Annotated in this window: 14 protein-coding genes; all 14 read right to left on the bottom strand. The window is 65.5% G+C overall.

The genetic code is table 11. From position 1 onward, the window contains the following. Positions 1-3: 3 nt before the first annotated feature. From nadA to EG19_RS02215, 14 genes are read right to left on the bottom strand one after another with little or no spacing between them, the layout of a single operon-like run. A complete protein-coding gene (gene nadA, locus EG19_RS02280; protein ID WP_053334774.1) occupies positions 4-981 on the bottom strand; it encodes a quinolinate synthase NadA in 978 nt (325 codons plus the stop codon). A gap of 19 nt (positions 982-1,000) precedes the next feature. Continuing rightward, positions 1,001-2,320 (bottom strand): M24 family metallopeptidase, encoded by a 1,320-nt coding sequence (locus EG19_RS12200; RefSeq protein ID WP_053334773.1) that lies wholly within the window; start codon positions 2,318-2,320, stop codon positions 1,001-1,003. After that, complete coding sequence (locus EG19_RS02270; RefSeq protein ID WP_053334772.1) at positions 2,313-3,644, bottom strand: AI-2E family transporter; 1,332 nt, start codon at positions 3,642-3,644, stop codon at positions 2,313-2,315. The genes EG19_RS12200 and EG19_RS02270 overlap by 8 nt, the downstream gene beginning before the upstream one ends. Next, positions 3,628-4,272 carry a CDP-alcohol phosphatidyltransferase family protein gene (locus EG19_RS02265; RefSeq protein WP_053334771.1) on the bottom strand — a complete coding sequence of 215 codons (645 nt, stop codon included), beginning with the start codon at positions 4,270-4,272 and terminating at the stop codon, positions 3,628-3,630. Before EG19_RS02265 ends, EG19_RS02270 begins: the two co-directional genes overlap by 17 nt. Beyond that, positions 4,269-4,949, bottom strand: coding sequence for a Crp/Fnr family transcriptional regulator (locus EG19_RS02260; RefSeq protein WP_038046978.1), 681 nt, complete (start codon positions 4,947-4,949; stop codon positions 4,269-4,271). The genes EG19_RS02265 and EG19_RS02260 overlap by 4 nt, the downstream gene beginning before the upstream one ends. Then, complete coding sequence (locus EG19_RS02255; RefSeq protein ID WP_038046975.1) at positions 4,943-6,157, bottom strand: S-layer homology domain-containing protein; 1,215 nt, start codon at positions 6,155-6,157, stop codon at positions 4,943-4,945. The genes EG19_RS02260 and EG19_RS02255 overlap by 7 nt, the downstream gene beginning before the upstream one ends. Then, positions 6,147-6,386, bottom strand: coding sequence for an RNA chaperone Hfq (gene hfq, locus EG19_RS02250; protein WP_152543858.1), 240 nt, complete (start codon positions 6,384-6,386; stop codon positions 6,147-6,149). Before hfq ends, EG19_RS02255 begins: the two co-directional genes overlap by 11 nt. After that, positions 6,376-7,302, bottom strand: coding sequence for a tRNA (adenosine(37)-N6)-dimethylallyltransferase MiaA (miaA, locus tag EG19_RS02245; RefSeq protein WP_038046969.1), 927 nt, complete (start codon positions 7,300-7,302; stop codon positions 6,376-6,378). The genes hfq and miaA overlap by 11 nt, the downstream gene beginning before the upstream one ends. Then, positions 7,295-9,562 (bottom strand): DNA internalization-related competence protein ComEC/Rec2, encoded by a 2,268-nt coding sequence (locus tag EG19_RS02240; protein WP_038046966.1) that lies wholly within the window; start codon positions 9,560-9,562, stop codon positions 7,295-7,297. The genes miaA and EG19_RS02240 overlap by 8 nt, the downstream gene beginning before the upstream one ends. Then, entirely contained in the window at positions 9,528-10,739 is a 1,212-nt protein-coding gene (locus tag EG19_RS14245; protein ID WP_038046963.1) for a class I SAM-dependent RNA methyltransferase, read from the bottom strand. The genes EG19_RS02240 and EG19_RS14245 overlap by 35 nt, the downstream gene beginning before the upstream one ends. Beyond that, a complete protein-coding gene (locus tag EG19_RS02230) occupies positions 10,729-11,370 on the bottom strand; it encodes a hypothetical protein (RefSeq protein WP_038046961.1) in 642 nt (213 codons plus the stop codon). The genes EG19_RS14245 and EG19_RS02230 overlap by 11 nt, the downstream gene beginning before the upstream one ends. Next, on the bottom strand, positions 11,367-12,143 hold the full coding sequence (locus EG19_RS02225) for a type III pantothenate kinase (RefSeq protein WP_038046958.1): 777 nt from the start codon (positions 12,141-12,143) through the stop codon (positions 11,367-11,369). The genes EG19_RS02230 and EG19_RS02225 overlap by 4 nt, the downstream gene beginning before the upstream one ends. 12 nt (positions 12,144-12,155) lie before the next feature. Beyond that, positions 12,156-12,896 (bottom strand): biotin--[acetyl-CoA-carboxylase] ligase, encoded by a 741-nt coding sequence (locus EG19_RS02220; protein ID WP_053334770.1) that lies wholly within the window; start codon positions 12,894-12,896, stop codon positions 12,156-12,158. Next, positions 12,893-15,523, bottom strand: coding sequence for a valine--tRNA ligase (locus EG19_RS02215; RefSeq protein WP_038046956.1), 2,631 nt, complete (start codon positions 15,521-15,523; stop codon positions 12,893-12,895). The genes EG19_RS02220 and EG19_RS02215 overlap by 4 nt, the downstream gene beginning before the upstream one ends. Positions 15,524-15,566 lie beyond the last annotated feature (43 nt).

The raw sequence follows: 15,566 nt of genomic DNA, 5'->3' as shown, positions 1-15,566 counted from the left end.
AACTTAATCCCCGGAGGGTGGGGGCGAAGGGGCAGCGAGCTCCAGCATCCGCTGGAGGGGTTTGCGCGCCGCCACCATCAGCTCGGGATCCAGATCAATGCGGGGCTTCCCGCTTTTCAGGCAAGCGTAAAGGTTTTCCAGGGTGTTGCGCTTCATGTAAGGGCACGTGTTGCAGCCGCATTCCCCGTCTTGACCCGGCAAGGAAATAAAACGCTTTCCCGGCGCGAGCTTGGCCATTTGGTGGATGATGCCGGGTTCGGTGGCAATGATGAACTCTTCGGCATCGGTTTGCTGCACAAAGCGCAAAATTGAAGAGGTGGAGCCCACGTGGTCGGCGAGAGCCAGGATGTTTTCCGGACATTCGGGATGGGCCGCCACCAAGGCCTTTGGGTGCTGCACCTTCAGGCGCACCAGGGCTTCCAGGGAAAACTGCTCGTGCACAACGCAGGTGCCCGGCCACAGAATCAGCTGGCGGCCGGTTTTTTGCATGAGGTAGCGGCCTAAATGGCGATCCGGCGCAAAGAGGATGGGCTTGTCTAGGGGGAGCTTTTTGAGGATGACCTCCGCCGAAGAAGAGGTGACGATGACGTCCGAAAGCGCCTTCACTGCCGCCGAGCAGTTGATGTAGGTAACGGCAATGGCGTCGGGGTACTGGGCCCGCCAGGCGGCAAACTGCTCGGGAGGGCAGGACTCCTCCAGGGAGCAGCCGGCTTCCAGATCCGGGATCAGCACTTCCGCTTCGGGGTTCAAGATCTTGGCGGTTTCCGCCATGAAGCGAACCCCGCAAAAAACGATGGCTTTGGCCTGGGCCTTTTGGGCAAAGCGGGCCAGCTCCAGGGAATCCCCCACGAAGTCCGCCAGGTCCTGGATTTCCGGTTGCTGGTAGTAATGGGCCAAGAGCAGGGCCCCCCGTTCCTTGGCCAGCCTGCGGATTTCCTGGGTAAGCTCCTGGGGCTCGGTGAGCACCGATGTGCTGGTCATGGTCCCCCCGCCGGGGAGTTTACCCCTGCTTTGCCCGGCTGACCAGCGCTTCCACCGCTTCCCGCTCCCGGGGGAGCCAGGAGGGCGTGAGGCATTGGGCACCCTCTTCGGTGATGAGGTAGTCATCCTCGATGCGGATGCCAATGCCCTCTTCCGAGATGTAAATCCCGGGCTCCACGGTGAGCACCATGCCGGGCTCCAGAAGCGGGCCTTCCCCGCCCACGTCGTGGGCCTCCAGACCCAGGAAGTGCCCCAAACCGTGAATGAAGTACTCGGAAATGGGTACACCCGAAGGGCCCGCAAGCCCCGAAGCCTTGAGGCTCTGGTAGGCGGCGTGGCGCAAGTCGGCAATTTTCAGCCCCGGCCGGAGCAAGGCCACCGCCGCGTTGTAGGCATCCAGCACCGCGTCGTAAAGCTCCGCCTGACGGGGCGTGAAGCGGCCAGAAACCGGGAAGGTGCGGGTGAGGTCCCCGCAGTAGTAGCCGTAGCGGGCGCCAATGTCCACCACCACCAGCTCCCCCTCCTGGCAGGTGCCGATGTTTTGGTCGTAGTGCAGCACGCAGCCGGCAAAACCCGAGCCCACAATGGGGGGAAAGGACCAGCCTTCCGCGCCCAGACGCCGCAGGGTGCCGTAGGCTGCCCCTTCCAGCGCTGCTTCGCTGACCCCCGGCCGAAGCAGGTCAGCGGCGGCTTTCACCGCATGGGCGGTGATCTCCACCGCTTTGGCCAGCAGCGCCACCTCTCCCGGTTCCTTGCGCAAGCGCCGTTGCGTCAAAACCGGGGAGAGGTCGTGCACCGCGAAGCTGGGCAGCCGCTCCCGCAGGCGGGAAACCAGCTGCTGCTCGCGGGTCAGCGCCCCCGAAGCGGACGCTGGGGGCAGCGGGATCCAGAGTTCTCCGCCCGAAGCCAAAAGGTCGGCCAAAACGTCCTCAAACCCCGGGACGGGACGCCTCCTGGCTTCCACCACCACTTCCGTGGCTTGCACGTCCTTCACCGCCCCGAAGCCCAAAGCTTCGGCCGCCTCTTCCCCCGGGCCAAACTTGGGGCCCAGCCACGCTTCCAAAGCCGGACGGCGGGCGGGCAGGTAAAGCTCATCGCGGTCCCGGGTGAGGAGAAGGGCGGCGTTGGGGATTTCCACGCCGGTGAGGTAAAAAAAGCTGGGATCCTGGCGGAAGGTGCCCACATCCCCGTAGGAACGGGTATCGCTGGCCCCAAGGAGCACCGCCACCCCCCGCTCCCCCAACGCCTCCACCACCCGCTGCCGCCTGGCCCTGTAAACCTCGGGGGCTTCCAGCACGGCGGCGTAGTGACCCCCTAAAAGCTTTCGCCGTTCAATCACTACTTCCTCCCAAAAGCTCGCGCAGCTTGCCGGCCAGTTCCTCCGGGCTTGTCCTTCCGCACACCAAAACCTGCCCCTTCACCGCCAGCACCGGCACCTTTTCGCCGTACTGGGAGAGCAAACTGGTGTCCTCCTCCACGTTCACCTCCCGCACCGCCAGGCCGTAAAGCTCGGCCAGGGCAGGCAGGAAGGCCTCCAGTTCCTGGCACAAACGGCAGCTGGGCCGCACGTAAAGCACCGCTTCCACCGGCTCGCCGCGGTAAAGCGTGCTGGCCCGGTACGCAGCCAAAGCCCGCACCAGCACCACCCGCAGCGCCGCCGCCACCGGTACCGCCACCACCACGCCGGTAATGCCGAAAAGCTCACCGCCCAAAAGCAGGGCCACCAGCACCCAGACCGGGTGCAAGCCCACGCCCTTGCCCACCAGCTTGGGGGTCAAAACCCACCCTTCCACGTTTTGGGCCACCACGAAAACCAAAAGCGCCAGGAGCGGGTGCAGGAGGTCCTGGTGTTCCAGAAGCGTCAGGAGCACCGCCAAGCCCGCCCCCACCACCAAGCCCAGGTACGGCACCAGAGAAAGCAAACCCGCCAGAGGCCCAACCACCAGCGCCAGGGGCGCCCCCACCAGCGCCAGGCCCCCCGTGTACATGAGGGCCAAAGCCAACGCCACCAGCAGCTGCCCCCGGAAAAAGGCCCCCAGCACCTGGTGCACCTCCAGGGCCACCGCTTCCACCGTGGGCAACACCGGCCGCGGGATGAGCAACCGAAGGGTGGTCAAGAACTTGGGGAAATCGGCGGTGAGGTACGCGCCAATGACCAGGGACACCACCAGCCCCAAAAGCGCTGAAACCAGCGACAGCGAGGAAAGCACCACCTGCCCCAGCCAGGCTGCCAGCCGCGGGGCCAGTTGCGGCAGCTTTTCCTGAAAGTACGCGGTGACCTTTTGCGAAATGACCCCGAAGGCTTCGGGGTAGCGCCGTTGGGCATCGGCAAGCAGCGGCTCCAGGCGCTCGTGGAGCACCTCCTGCCAGGTGGGGAGCTTGGATGCGGCGGCCGAAAGCTCATGCACCACCGCCGGCAGGAAAACCAACAGCACCAGCGCCAGAAGCCCCAAAAGCACCAAAAGCACCACCACAAACCCCAGGATGCGCGGCAAGCGGTGGCGGGCAAACCACGAGGCCAGGGGATGAGCGAGGTACGCCAGGAAAAACCCCACCAGAAGCGGAAACAAAGGCTTGGACCAGGCAAAGACCACACCAAAGAGCAGGGCCGCCCCGCCCACCACCAGGAACACGCGCAGCTTCTGGCTACTGTCCGCGGGCATCGTGCAACCTCTCCACTTGCGCTGCCGCCCGGGCCAAGTAGTGCAAGCCGGAAAGCAGCGTGAGGGCAAAAGCGGTGTAAAAGAGAAGCGAAAGCCAAAACTCATCAATGGGACGGAGGTTGGCCACCACCACCAAGCCCACCGTGGCAATGTGCGCCACCGTGGTGGCCTTTCCCAAAAGCGAAGGCGAAAACTCGCGAATGCCCGCTCCCAGGTAAAGCAACAGCGCCACCAGCACGATGAGCACGTCCCGGGAAAGGGCAATGACCGTCAACCACACGGGGATGCTCACCACCCCGGGGGCCGGCCAGGTGAGCACAATGTAGGCAGTGACCAAGAGGGCCTTGTCGGCAATGGGATCCAAATACGTGCCCAAAAGCGAGCGTGCCGAAAGCCAGCGGGCCAAGGCTCCATCTAAGGCATCGGAAAGCCCAGCCAGGCAAAAGATCACCAACGCCCAGGTGTAGTTACGCTCCACGATGGCCAAGGCAAAGAGCGGTACCAACACCAGGCGCAAAAGCGTTATGCCGTTGGGAATGGTGTACGGACGCAAAGCCACACGCACCTCTTGTGCAGCGCGCTGGGCCACACCCCCCACCGCTTTGCGGGCGCCGCTTCCCTCCTTCACACCCCTTCCCTCCGCAAGGTTTCCTCCCGGATGTACGCCATCTTGCCCTCCACCATCACCAGCCCCCGGGACTCCAGCTCGCTCATGAGCCGGGTGACGGTTTCCCGGGTGGTGCCAATGGCCGCCGCAATGTCGTGGTGGGTGGGTCGGCGCACCGCCACCCAGCCGTTGCCCAGGACCTCTCCGTGCTCACGCGCCAGCTCCATGAGGTAGCGCGCCAATCGCCCCAAAACGTCCATGCTCACCAGGTTTTCCATGTGGGCATTGGCCCGCCGCAAGCGGCGAGAAAGCTCGCGCAGGAGGGCGCGGGCCACGGACGGCGAGCTTTCCAAAAAACGAGCGAAATCTTGGCGGTGCACGCGGTAAACCACCGAAGGTAGCTGCGCCACCACCGAAGCCGAACGCGGTTCATCGTCAATGAGCGACATTTCCCCAAAAAAGGCGCCGGGGCCCAAGGTGGCCAGAATCACCTCCTTGCCTTCCGGCGAAGGCACCACCACCTTCACCCGCCCGGAAGCCAAGAGGTACAGACCATCCCCCAGGGAGTTCATGTGGAAGATGACCTCGTCCGGCTCGTACTCCAGCCTTTGGGCGGTGCGCGCCAAGGCCGCCAGCTCCCCCTGGCCTAACCCCGAGAAAAGGGGTGATGAAGCCAAAAGCTCTTCCACGGTTAACATAGCAGTTTCTCCCGGATGCCCACCAAAAGGCGGACCGCATCCTCACCAGAAAAGCCCCGCTCCCCGGCGGGCAGGGGCACACAGCCGTTGCCGGCGGCGTTAGCCTGGCAGACTGCCAGGTTGGCAAGGCCTAAAGCCTGACCCAGCCGCTGCACCACGGCCTCCAGCTCCCGCCGCGAAACCGCCCGGGAAGGGCCAAACCGGCGGGTCAGCGGGTCGCCGGCCATAATGCCGGCCCGCACCAGGACGAGGGCTTCCTCCTGGGCGGGATGGCCCACCAGATCCTCAAAAAGCGGGGCCGGGCCAGTGGCCTTTTCCGCCACCTGGGGAAAGTAAAACACCACGAGGATGGCCAGCTCCCCCCGGGAAAGACGGGCGGACGCTGAAGCCTTGACCACCCTTCCGGGGGCTCTTTGCCACCGGGCCTGCTCTTCCGCTTGCCGCAGCTTGGCGCAACGGCCCGGAAAGTCCGCCGGCAAGCGGCGGTACAGCTCGGCGGCCAGGTCCCACCGCTTTTCGGCCGCCGCCACTTGCGCCTTCAGCTCCAGCCCCGGCCCGTCCTCGGGGAGCGGCAAGACCAGCAGCTTGGCTTCGTCGGTTTTTCCTGCCGAAAGCGCTGCCCGCACCGCAAGCTCCCGCAGAGGCCGGTGGTCGGGAAAGCGGGAAAGCAGCGACCGCGCGTGCTCCAAGGCTTTGGCGGCCTCGCCGCTGGCCAGAAGGGCTTTGATTTGCTCCTCGCTGGCCGCCAAATACCGCAAACGCAGCTCTTCCGAGCGCTTGCGAAAGCGCGCCTGCCCGGAAAGCTCCGCCACCTTTTTTGCCGCCTCGGATGCGCCAAGAAGCTCACCTTCCCGTTCCCCCACCAGAACCGCCAGCTCCCACGCCGGCCGGTAGGAGGGGGCACCCTCCGCAAAGGCCAAAACTTTCGGCCAAAGGCCCAGTTCACCGGCGGCAAAAGCAATTTCCAGCTGCAAAAACAGGCGAATCGGGTGCTCCCCGGGCAAGCCCGAAAGCTTGCTCTGCGCCGCTTTCAGATCTCCGGCATCGGCCAGCGCCCAAACCTTTTGGGCCATTTTCTTTTGCGCTGCGGTTATGGGCCAGGGTGCTTTGTCCAAATCCAAATCCGGGAGAACTCCACGTCCCTTGGGGGTGGTGGCGCAAGCAGCCACCACCAAACAAAACGCCAGCGCCCAACCCCTACGAACCACCCTCCCCCTCCCCCCGCGCCAAGCACAGGGAAGCCACGGCGTGCTTGAACACCAAATGCTCCTGGCCGTGGCTTTCCACCACCAAACAGTAGCGATCGAAGCGCTTGATGAAACCGGTCAAGCGCTTACCGGTGAGGAGGTACACGAAGACCGGCTTGCCCTCCCGGCGCAAGGTGGCCAAGAAGCTATCCTGCACGTCCATGGACGGTTTCTGCTGGTTATTCTCCACGACACGCCTCCCATAAGGCACTGGCTTGTTCCAGCACTTCTTCGCCAAAACCCGCAAGCCACTGTACCCCAGCCTCGCCGCGCAGCCAGGTAAGCTGCCTCTTGGCCAACTGGCGGGTGGCCACCACCGTGGCTTGCCGGGCCTGGGTTTCCGACCACTCCCCCTGCACCACCCTCACCGCCTCGCGGTAGCCGATGGCCTTCAAAGCGTGGGCCGTAGGGGCCACACCGGACTCCAAGAGCCTACGGGTCTCATCTACCAAACCGCGAGCAAACATTGTCTCCACCCTGGCGGCAATCCTAGCATGGAGGGCCGGTCGCGGCGGGCAGCAGGCCAGCAAGCAAAAGCGGTACCGCGGGCCGGAGGAAGGGCTTTGTGCCCACAGCTCGGACATGGGGCGGCCGGCGAGAATGCTCACCTCCAGGGCCCGCAGGATGCGCTGGCGATCGTTGGGGGAAAGCCTGGCGAAAAGCTCAGGGTCCCTTTGGGCCAGCTCCCGGCGGAGGGCCTCAGGGTCTCGCTCCCACGCCGCCTCCAGCTGGGCCCGCAGCGTGAGGTCCTTAGGGGGTTCGGGGAAAAGCCCGTAAAGCAAGGCGTGCACGTAAAACAGCGTGCCCCCCACCACCACCGGTTGTCGCCCGCGCCGGTCAATTTCGGCAATGACGCTGTCGGCATCCCGCAGAAACTGCCCGGCGGAGTAACGCTCGGTGGGGGAAGCCACGTCCAAGAGGTGATGGGGCACAAGCTTTCGCAGCTCGGGCTCCGGCTTGGCGGTGCCGATGTCCATCCCCCGGTACACGGCAAAGGCATCGGCGGAGACCACCTCGCCGTGGAAGCGCAGGGCCAGCTGCGCGCCCAGCCATGTCTTGCCGGCGGCGGTGGGTCCCACCACGATCAAAAGCGGGCGCTCAATCACCGCTAACCCTCACAAACACCGGTGGGGAGGTGTCCAGCTCCAGCTTCCCTTCCTGCCCCACCCAGAGCCGCTGGAAGCCCTGCTTTTGCGAAAGCACCAGCACCCTGGCTTGCCGCAACCGGCTGACCACCACCGGTTGGGGGAACCGCAGGTGCGGGGAGGTTCCCGTGGGGATGAGCGCCAGGCGCGGTGAAACCACCTTAAGGAAGGCCCAGCTCGTGGAAGTGCGGGACCCGTGGTGGCCCACCTGCAGGATATCCGCGAAAAGCGGCTGTGCAGAAGCCAAGAGCCTTTCTTCGCCGGTGCTTTCCAGGTCCCCCACCAGCAAGAGGCTCACCCCCGCCAGGCCGCACCGCAGCACCAGGGAAGCGTCGTTGTCAGGCAAATCGCCGTGGGCCGGCGGCCACAGCACGTCGCAGACCACATCGCCCACTCTCACGCGCTGGCCAGGGAAAAGCGGCACCACCGCAACGCCGCGCTTTTCCGCCTGCCAACGCAGGGGCAGAAACTCGCTGCGCTGCCAGAACAAGGCTGGAAGCATCAAAAAACGGGGACGGAGCACGGAAACAACCGCTTCCGCGCCCCCCACGTGATCGGCGTCGGGGTGGGTGAGCACGAGAGCATCCAGCTTAGCGCCCCGCCACCAAGCCAAAGCCCCCAGCGCCTCCCGGCTGGCGCGGCCGGCATCCACCAGAAGCCTTCCCTCCCTTCCCGAAACCAACAGCGCCATGCCCTGACGCACCGGCAGCATGGCCACCTGCGGCTTTGAAGGGGGCAGGTAAGCCCGCGCCACCAGGAACGCCGTCATCACCACCACGCCCAGGGCCGCCCCCAGCGCCCCCCGCCAGGGCAAAAGCGCCGCCACGAAGAGCAGCAAGAGAAAAGCCTGCAAGCCCCAGGGGAGCGGAGGAAAAGCCCACAGCACCTTTGCGCCCCAACCCGCCAAAAGCTGGAGGATCAAAGCCCCAAAGCCCACCCCATCCAGGCAAAGCTCGGCCAAAGGAGAAAAAAGCCAGGCCAGGGCCAAAGCCGCTAAGGACAAACCCACCATGACCGTAGCCACAGGCACCGCCAGCAGGTTACAAACCATGCCCAGGGGCGGGAGTATGCCAAAGTGCAGCCCGGAAAGGGGAAGGGAGGCCACCTGCGCCACCGCGGCCACCGAGACAGCTGTCCCAAACCGACCCCCACCAAGAAGATCCTTCAGCTCCGGCAAGAAGCGCACCAGCGCCAGGGCAATGCCCGCCGAAAGCTCAAAGCCCACATCCCACACGAGCCCCGGCTCCACCAGCACCAAAAGCCCCACCACCCCCCAAAAGGTCGGCAAAAGCTCCAAAGGACGCCCCAGCTGCCGGGCAACGAGCAGCAGCACCGCCGCCCCCGCCGCCCGGCGCACCGGCGGCGCCCCTCCCGAAAGCCAGGCAAAACCCACCACCACCGGAATCAAAAGCCAGCGGCGGGTCCTGGGCGAAAGCCCCAAAAGCAAAAAGAGCGTCCAGAAAAGCCCGGCCACCAGACCCACGTGCAAGCCGGAAACCGCCAGCAGGTGACCTAGGCCCGCCTGCCGCAGGGTTTGGGTTTCCTCCTCCAGAAGCTGCTCCCGTCGCCCCAGCACCAAAGCCGCCGCCAGGGTGGCTGCCCGCTGGCGTTGCAGGGAAAAGCCGGCCGTTTCCACAAGACGCCAGCGGGCCTCTTCGCGAAAGGCGTCAACGCCCCCCGGATGGCCCTGCAGCTGCAAAAGCCGCGGGGTTTTGACCCACAGGCTTTGCCTTCTCCCCCGCTGCACCAGCTCCCCGGCCCCCTCCACCCGCGAGCCCGGGGCGGGGAGGTTTTCCGGGGAGGCCGATCCGCCCACGGTGAGGGAAAGCTCCCGTCGCACGTTTTCAGGTCCGGAGGGGCCTTCCACCGTCAAAACCCGAAGGCGGGTGCTCCAGCCGGTTTCCACCGGGCGGAAGCCGTCCCGAACCACCCCGGAAAACCGCACCGGCCGCCTCTCCTCCCTGCCCATGGTTGGCCCGGAAGCAAGGGTTAACGCCCCCGCCAAGCAAACGCCAAGGAAAAACCAGAAAACCAGGCGCCTTGGGGATAAGAGGGCGCAGGAAAAGCTTGCCACTGCACCGAGAGACAAAGCCAGCCAGGCCCAAGGGGGAACCACCTCCAGGGCACCAAAGGCAAAGGCGGAAAGCACCACCCCGGCTCCCCACAGGGAGAGCTCCCAGCCCACCTCAGGTTTTTCGGAAGAGGACCGCCAGCTCCACATGGTGGGTCCCGGCAAAAAGGTCGAAGAGCTTGGCCCAGCGCACCGCAAAACCGGCGTCCACCAGCACCTTGGCGTCGCGGGCAAGGCACGCCGGATCGCAGGAGACGTAAAGCAAGCTGGAAAGCTTAGCGGCAGCCACCGCTTCCCGCACGGCCGGGGAAAGACCCCCGCGGGGTGGGTCCAGGATCACCAGGTCCGCACCCACAAGAGCCCCTTGCCCCACCGCCGCTTCCGCCGGCATCGAAAGCACCCGGGCCTGGGGGAGGTTAGCCCGCGCGGCCCTGGCGGCCCGCGGGGACACTTCCACCACCGTAAGCTCCTGCGCCCCCCCGAACCTCGCAGCTGCGGCCAAAAAGCCTACGCCGGCGTAAAGGTCCACCACCCGGGAAAAGCCTTCCTCCCGCACCAGGGCTTCCACCATGCGCCAAAGCTCGGCCAGCAGGAAGCGGTTGCCCTGCACAAAGGAGCCCACCGGCACGGTGAGCGGCAAAGGAAGCTCTAAGGTGAGCTCCCGCTGCCCCCAACCCCGCCCGCGGATGCCCCAAAAGCCATCCACGCCCGGCAAGCGCGGCAGCTCCCCGGAAAACAAGCCCCGGAAAAGCAAAAGCCGGCGCTCACCCGGCAGATCCTCCAAAAACTCCAGCTCCCCGGCGGGGAGGTTGGCGTTCTTCAGGCTTTCGGCCCATGCCGGAAGGAGCGCCAGCGTGCCCGGGGAAAGCACCCGGCAGCCTTCAAGGCTAGCCACGCGGTGGGAGGAAGGCGCGTAAAACCCCAGCACCTGAGCTTCCGGCGCCCAATGCAAGCGCCCCCGCAGCCGGTAGTGCCAGGGGGAAGGAAAGAAAGTCGCCGCTTCCACCGCCGTCCTCAAAGCTTCCGGTGCCCCCCGCAAGGCCCCCAAAAGCGAGGTCTTGTACGCCTTTTCGCGAAAGCCTGCAGCTACGTGCGCCAAATCGCAGCCACCGCACTCCCCAAAGGCTTTGGGACAGGGGTCAGGCTCCCGCCAGGGGGAAGGGGAAAGAACCTCCAGGGTGCGGGCCTCCACGATGCCCCGGCGCCGTCGCTCCTCGGCCACGGTTACCCTTTCTCCGGGCAGGGCGTTGCTGACGAACCACACCTCGCCGCCCTGCCGGGCCACGCCCCGCCCCCCAAAGGCCAGGGTCTTTATTTCAAGCTCCATGGGGGACCAGCTCCAATCGCGGCAAACCCAGGTGCTCCCGCACCGCCCGCAGGATAGCCACCTGCCACGCCCGGCCGGAGAGCTCGGCACCCGCGGGGAGCTCGGCCTTGAGGCGGGCCTCAAGCTCTTCCCTCTCCTCGGGGGACAACGCCGCCCAGGCTTCTCCCAGCGCTTGCTCCTCCAGCTCGGCCAGCATGTCCGCCAGCACCGCCGCCGGCAGATCCCTTGGCAAAGCCTGGATGGTGGCCAAAAGACCCGAAACCACCTGCACCAGGCGGGGGGAAGCCAACTGCGAGCGTACCTTTTCCAGCTGGTGACAAAGCTCAGCGAGAGCTTCGCCCACATCCCAGGGCTTGGGCCCTTCACCCCCCACCCGGGCTTGGGCCAGGCGCTTGGCGTAGCGCGCCACCGCATGGCGACAGTAGGCCAGGGAGGAAACCGGCCCTTCCCCCCTTTCCCTCTTCTTGGCAAAAACCTCCCCCAGCGCCAGAAGCACCGCGGAAAGGGGGATGCCCTCCTGCCACCACCGCCGCAGGTAAGCGAAGTCCTTGGGGGAAAAAAGAAAGGGAGTGCCGCGCAGGCGGCAGAAGTGATCCTCCACCGCCCGGTAGTAGGCCAGCTCGTCGCTCACTTGCGGTTGGGGCGGTTCTTTTCCCACAGGATTCGCAAGCCCTTGAGGGTGAGGTGGCCATCCACCGCCGCAAAGATGTGGGTGTGCTTGGCCAGCACCGGGGCGAGACCGCCGGTCCCCACCACCCTGGCCCCCGGCACCTCGGCCAGCACCCGCTGGGTGAGCCCCTCCACCAGAGCCACGTAGCCAAACACCAGACCGGCCTGCATGGAGTCCACCGTGGCTTTGCCAATGACGTGGTCCGGGGCTTCCAGCTCCACCCGCGGCAGCTTGGCCGCCCGGGAAAACAGGGCTTCGGCGGAAATCTCCAGACCCGGCGCAATGATTCCACCTAAAAACTCACCCTTTTCGGAAACCACGTCCCAGGTGGTGGCGGTGCCGAAGTCCACCACAATCACGGGCCCGCCGTACTCGGCGTAAGCGGCCACCGCGTTGCACAGCCGGTCTGCCCCCAGCTCCCTAGGGGTTTCCACCCGCAACGGCATGCCCGATTTGATCCCGGGCTCCACAAACAACGGCTTCACGTGCAGGTAGCGGGCAATGGCCTGGGAAAGTGCGGGGTCCAGAGGCGGCACCACCGAGCCCACGATCACCCCTTCCAGATCGTCCAGGCTAATGTGGGCCCAGGCCAGAAGCTGCCGCAGCCACAAACCCAGCTCGTCCACCGTGCGGTTTGCGGCGGTGGTGAGGCGAAAGCTGGAGGTCAGCTCCCCCTCCCGAAAAACCCCAATGGTGGTGTTGGTGTTGCCCACATCCATGGCCAGGAGAACCATCGTGACCCTCCCTTAGGCGATTTCCCCAGAAGCTACCGTAACCACCCGGGAACCGGTTTGCAACAGCAGAAGGCCCTGGGGCGAAAGGTCCAAAAACTCACCCTGCACCACCCCGGCGGGGGTGCGAACCCGCAGGATTTCCCCGCGCCCGTGGATGGTGGCGGAAAGCCACGAGCGCCGCACCTCCTCAGGGTGGGACAGGAGGCTTGGAAACGTGGCGAGGAAAGCATCGAAAAGCGCCAGGCGGGCCTGCTCAACGCTTCCGGCAAACCCCAGCTCGGCCAGGCTCACCGCCTGCCTTGCCTCTCCGGGAAGCAACGGAGCGGCGGTGACGTTGACACCAAAGCCCGTCACCGTCCACGCCCGATCCCCCTGCACCCGGCTGCTGCACAGGATGCCGCCCAGCTTGCGGTGATCCACCTCCAGGTCGTTGGGCCATTTGAGGGCTTTCTCCACCCCCGGGACCAGCTTCTTGACCCCCGCCAAAACCGCCACCCCTGCCGCCAGCGGCAACCAGGGGAGAGCTTCCAGCGGCACCCAGCTGAGAAACGAGGCGTAAACGCCGCCCTGGGGCGACTGCCAGCGCCGCCCTTCTCGGCCCCTTCCCGCCCATTGGCTGTCGGCACAAATGAGGGTGGGCGGCAGAGCCGCTTCGGTATCGGCCAGCCAGGCATCCATGAGGCGCTCGGCCAAAGCGTTGGTGGAGTCCACCTCGGGAAGCCAAACCCAATTGACCCCGGGCCAGCCCCTCACGCCCCTTCCCCGAGGGTTTTGGCCAAAAGCTCCAGCCGGTGGGTGAGCTCACGCTCCCGGGCCCGGGTTTGCTCCACCACTTCCGCCGGCGCCCGGCTTGTAAAACCGGGATCTGCCAGCCGCGCCTTCACCCGGGACAGTTCCTCCTGGGCGGCAGTCAGCTCCTTACCCAACCGCTGCCTCTCCTCAGGACCCAGGGCCCCCTCCGGCAGCACAATGGCAAAGCGCAAAAACCCCACCGCATCCCGCACCGCGCTTGCCGGCACCGGCCCGCCCGCTTCCAGCGCCGAAAGCGAGGCCAGCCGCATGACCTCCTCCCGCAGCTCGGAAAAAGCTTGGGCCACCGCCGGCTCCGGCTCCTCCAGGATCACCGACAGCGGCGAGTTGGGGGGCAGCCCCACCAGATGACGGTAGGAACGCACCGCTTGCACCACCCCTTGCACCGTTCGGAAGAGCTCCCGCTCCCGGGCAAACTGCCAGGCCTCCTGCGGGCGGGGGTAAGCGGCGGTGATGAGCATGCCGGAAAAGCCCAGGTGCGAGGCAATTTCTTCGGTAATGAAGGGCATGATGGGGTGCAGCAGCTTCAACACCGAAAGCAGCACCCCACGAGCCACCGTGCGCACCACCTGCGGGGAGCGCACCTGGGAGGTACCGGTAAGAACGGGCTTGGCCAGCTCCACGTACCAATCGCAAAAGTCGTTCCACACGAACTGGTACAAGCTGCGGCAGGCCTCGTCAAAGCGGAAGCTGTCCAAAGCTTCCCGCACCGCGCCCACGGTTTCGGTGAGCTCCGCCAAAATCCAGCGTTCGGGCAAGGCCAGGGCGGCGGTGTCCAGGCTTTCCAGCTCCCCCTCGTCGCCGGCCAGGTTCATCTGCACAAAGCGCGCCGCGTTCCAGAGCTTGGTGGCAAAGGCCCGGTAACCTTCCATACGCCGCGCGTCCAGCGGCAGGTCCCGACCGGGAGAAGCCAAAGCGGCCAGCGTGAAGCGCACGGCGTCGGCCCCGTAGGTGTGCACCAGGTCCAAGGGGTCCATGACGTTGCCCTTGGTCTTGGACATCTTTTGCCCCTGCGCATCCCGCACCAGCCCCGTGAGGTGCACCTGGTAAAACGGCGGCTGGCCGCGGAAGTGGTACCCCATCATGATCATGCGGGCCACCCAGAAGAAGAGAATGTCGAAACCCGTGATCAAGAGCTGGGTGGGGTAAAAAGCCTTGAGGTCTTCGGTTTCCTCGGGCCATCCCAGGGTGGAAAGCGGCCAAAGTGCTGAAGAAAACCAGGTATCCAGCACGTCCGGGTCCTGCTCCACAGGAGCACCGCACTGGGGGCAAGCTTCTGGGGCCGTTTCCGCCACCGTAGTGTGCCCCTGCAGGCAGTAGTAAGCGGGGATGCGGTGCCCCCAGCAGAGCTGGCGGGAAATGCACCAATCCAGAATGTTGGTGAGCCAGTTTTCGTAGGTGGCCACCCAGAACTCAGGGTGGATGCGCACTTCGCCCTTGCGCACCGCAGAAAGCGCCACCTCGGCCAGCGGTTTGGTCTTTACGAACCACTGCTCGGAAAGGTAGGGCTCCAGGATGGTGTCGCAGCGTTGACAATGCCCTACCGCGTGACGGTGGGCCTTTTCCCCCCGGCGCAACCCCAGCTCCGCCAGCGCTTCCAGCACCGCCTTGCGGGCGGTAAAGCGGTCCAGGCCGGCAAAGCGGCCGCCGTTTTCGTTGATCCTGCCGTCCTCGGTGAGGATGTTGATCTTGGGCAGGTTGTGCCGCTCGCCGGTGGCAAAGTCGTTGGGGTCGTGGGCGGGGGTGACCTTCACCGCACCGGTGCCAAAGCTGGGGTCCACCAGCTCGGCATCGGCAATGATGGGGATCCGCCGGTCCACGAAAGGATGGCGGATGAAGCGGCCAATGAGGTGCTTGTAGCGCTCGTCTTCGGGGTGCACGGCCACCGCCGTGTCGCCCAGCATGGTCTCGGGACGGGTGGTGGAAACCACGATTTCCCCACCCCCCTCCACGGGGTAAGCAAAATCCCACAGGCCGCCGTTGATTTCCTTGTGCACCACCTCCAAATCGGAAAGGGCGGTAAGGCAGCGCGGGCACCAGTTGATGAGCCGGTGGGCCCGGTAAATCAGGCCTTCCTGGTACAGCCGCACAAAGGCGTGGATGACCGCCCGGGAAAGCATGGGATCCAGGGTGAACCGCTCCCGGGTCCAATCGCAGGAAGCGCCCAGGGCTTTGGCTTGGCTGGAGATGTTGGTGGCGTACTGCTGCTTCCACGCCCACATGCGCTCCAGGAACTTTTCCCGCCCCAGGTCGTGGCGGGTGAGACCCTCCTTGGCCAGCTCCCGCTCCACCATCACCTGGGTGGCAATGCCCGCATGGTCGGTGCCGGGAAGCCAGAGGGCGTTGTAGCCGTCCATGCGCTTGTAGCGGATCATGATGTCCTGCAGCGTGAACTGCAGGGCGTGGCCAATGTGCAGCTTCCCCGTGACGTTGGGGGGCGGAATGAGAATTACAAACGGCGGTTTCTGGGAGGGCAGCTCCGGGGTAAACGCCCCGGACGCCTCCCAGCGGGCGTACCATTTCCCTTCGAATTGCGACGGTTCAAAGCGGGTGGGGAGTGTCTCTCGCAACTGGCACCTCCTCGCCAGGTGAAGAGAAAGTCTAACACCAGCA

The organism is Thermoanaerobaculum aquaticum (assembly GCF_000687145.1).
In the GTDB taxonomy this organism is placed as follows: Bacteria; Acidobacteriota; Thermoanaerobaculia; order Thermoanaerobaculales; family Thermoanaerobaculaceae; genus Thermoanaerobaculum; species Thermoanaerobaculum aquaticum.
The sequence above is the reverse complement of the archived record's forward strand: the minus strand, read 5'-3'. Positions and strand labels throughout refer to the sequence as shown.

Bases quoted from the DNA above. Each gene is read 5' to 3' on its own strand.
- nadA (WP_053334774.1), bottom strand. From the start codon at position 981: ATGACCAGCACATCGGTGCTCACCGAGCCCCAGGAGCTTACCCAGGAA.
- EG19_RS02270 (WP_053334772.1), bottom strand. From the start codon at position 3,644: ATGCCCGCGGACAGTAGCCAGAAGCTGCGCGTGTTCCTGGTGGTGGGC.
- EG19_RS02260 (WP_038046978.1), bottom strand. From the start codon at position 4,949: ATGTTAACCGTGGAAGAGCTTTTGGCTTCATCACCCCTTTTCTCGGGG.
- EG19_RS02240 (WP_038046966.1), bottom strand. From the start codon at position 9,562: ATGTGGAGCTGGCGGTCCTCTTCCGAAAAACCTGAGGTGGGCTGGGAG.
- EG19_RS14245 (WP_038046963.1), bottom strand. From the start codon at position 10,739: ATGGAGCTTGAAATAAAGACCCTGGCCTTTGGGGGGCGGGGCGTGGCC.
- EG19_RS02225 (WP_038046958.1), bottom strand. From the start codon at position 12,143: ATGGTTCTCCTGGCCATGGATGTGGGCAACACCAACACCACCATTGGG.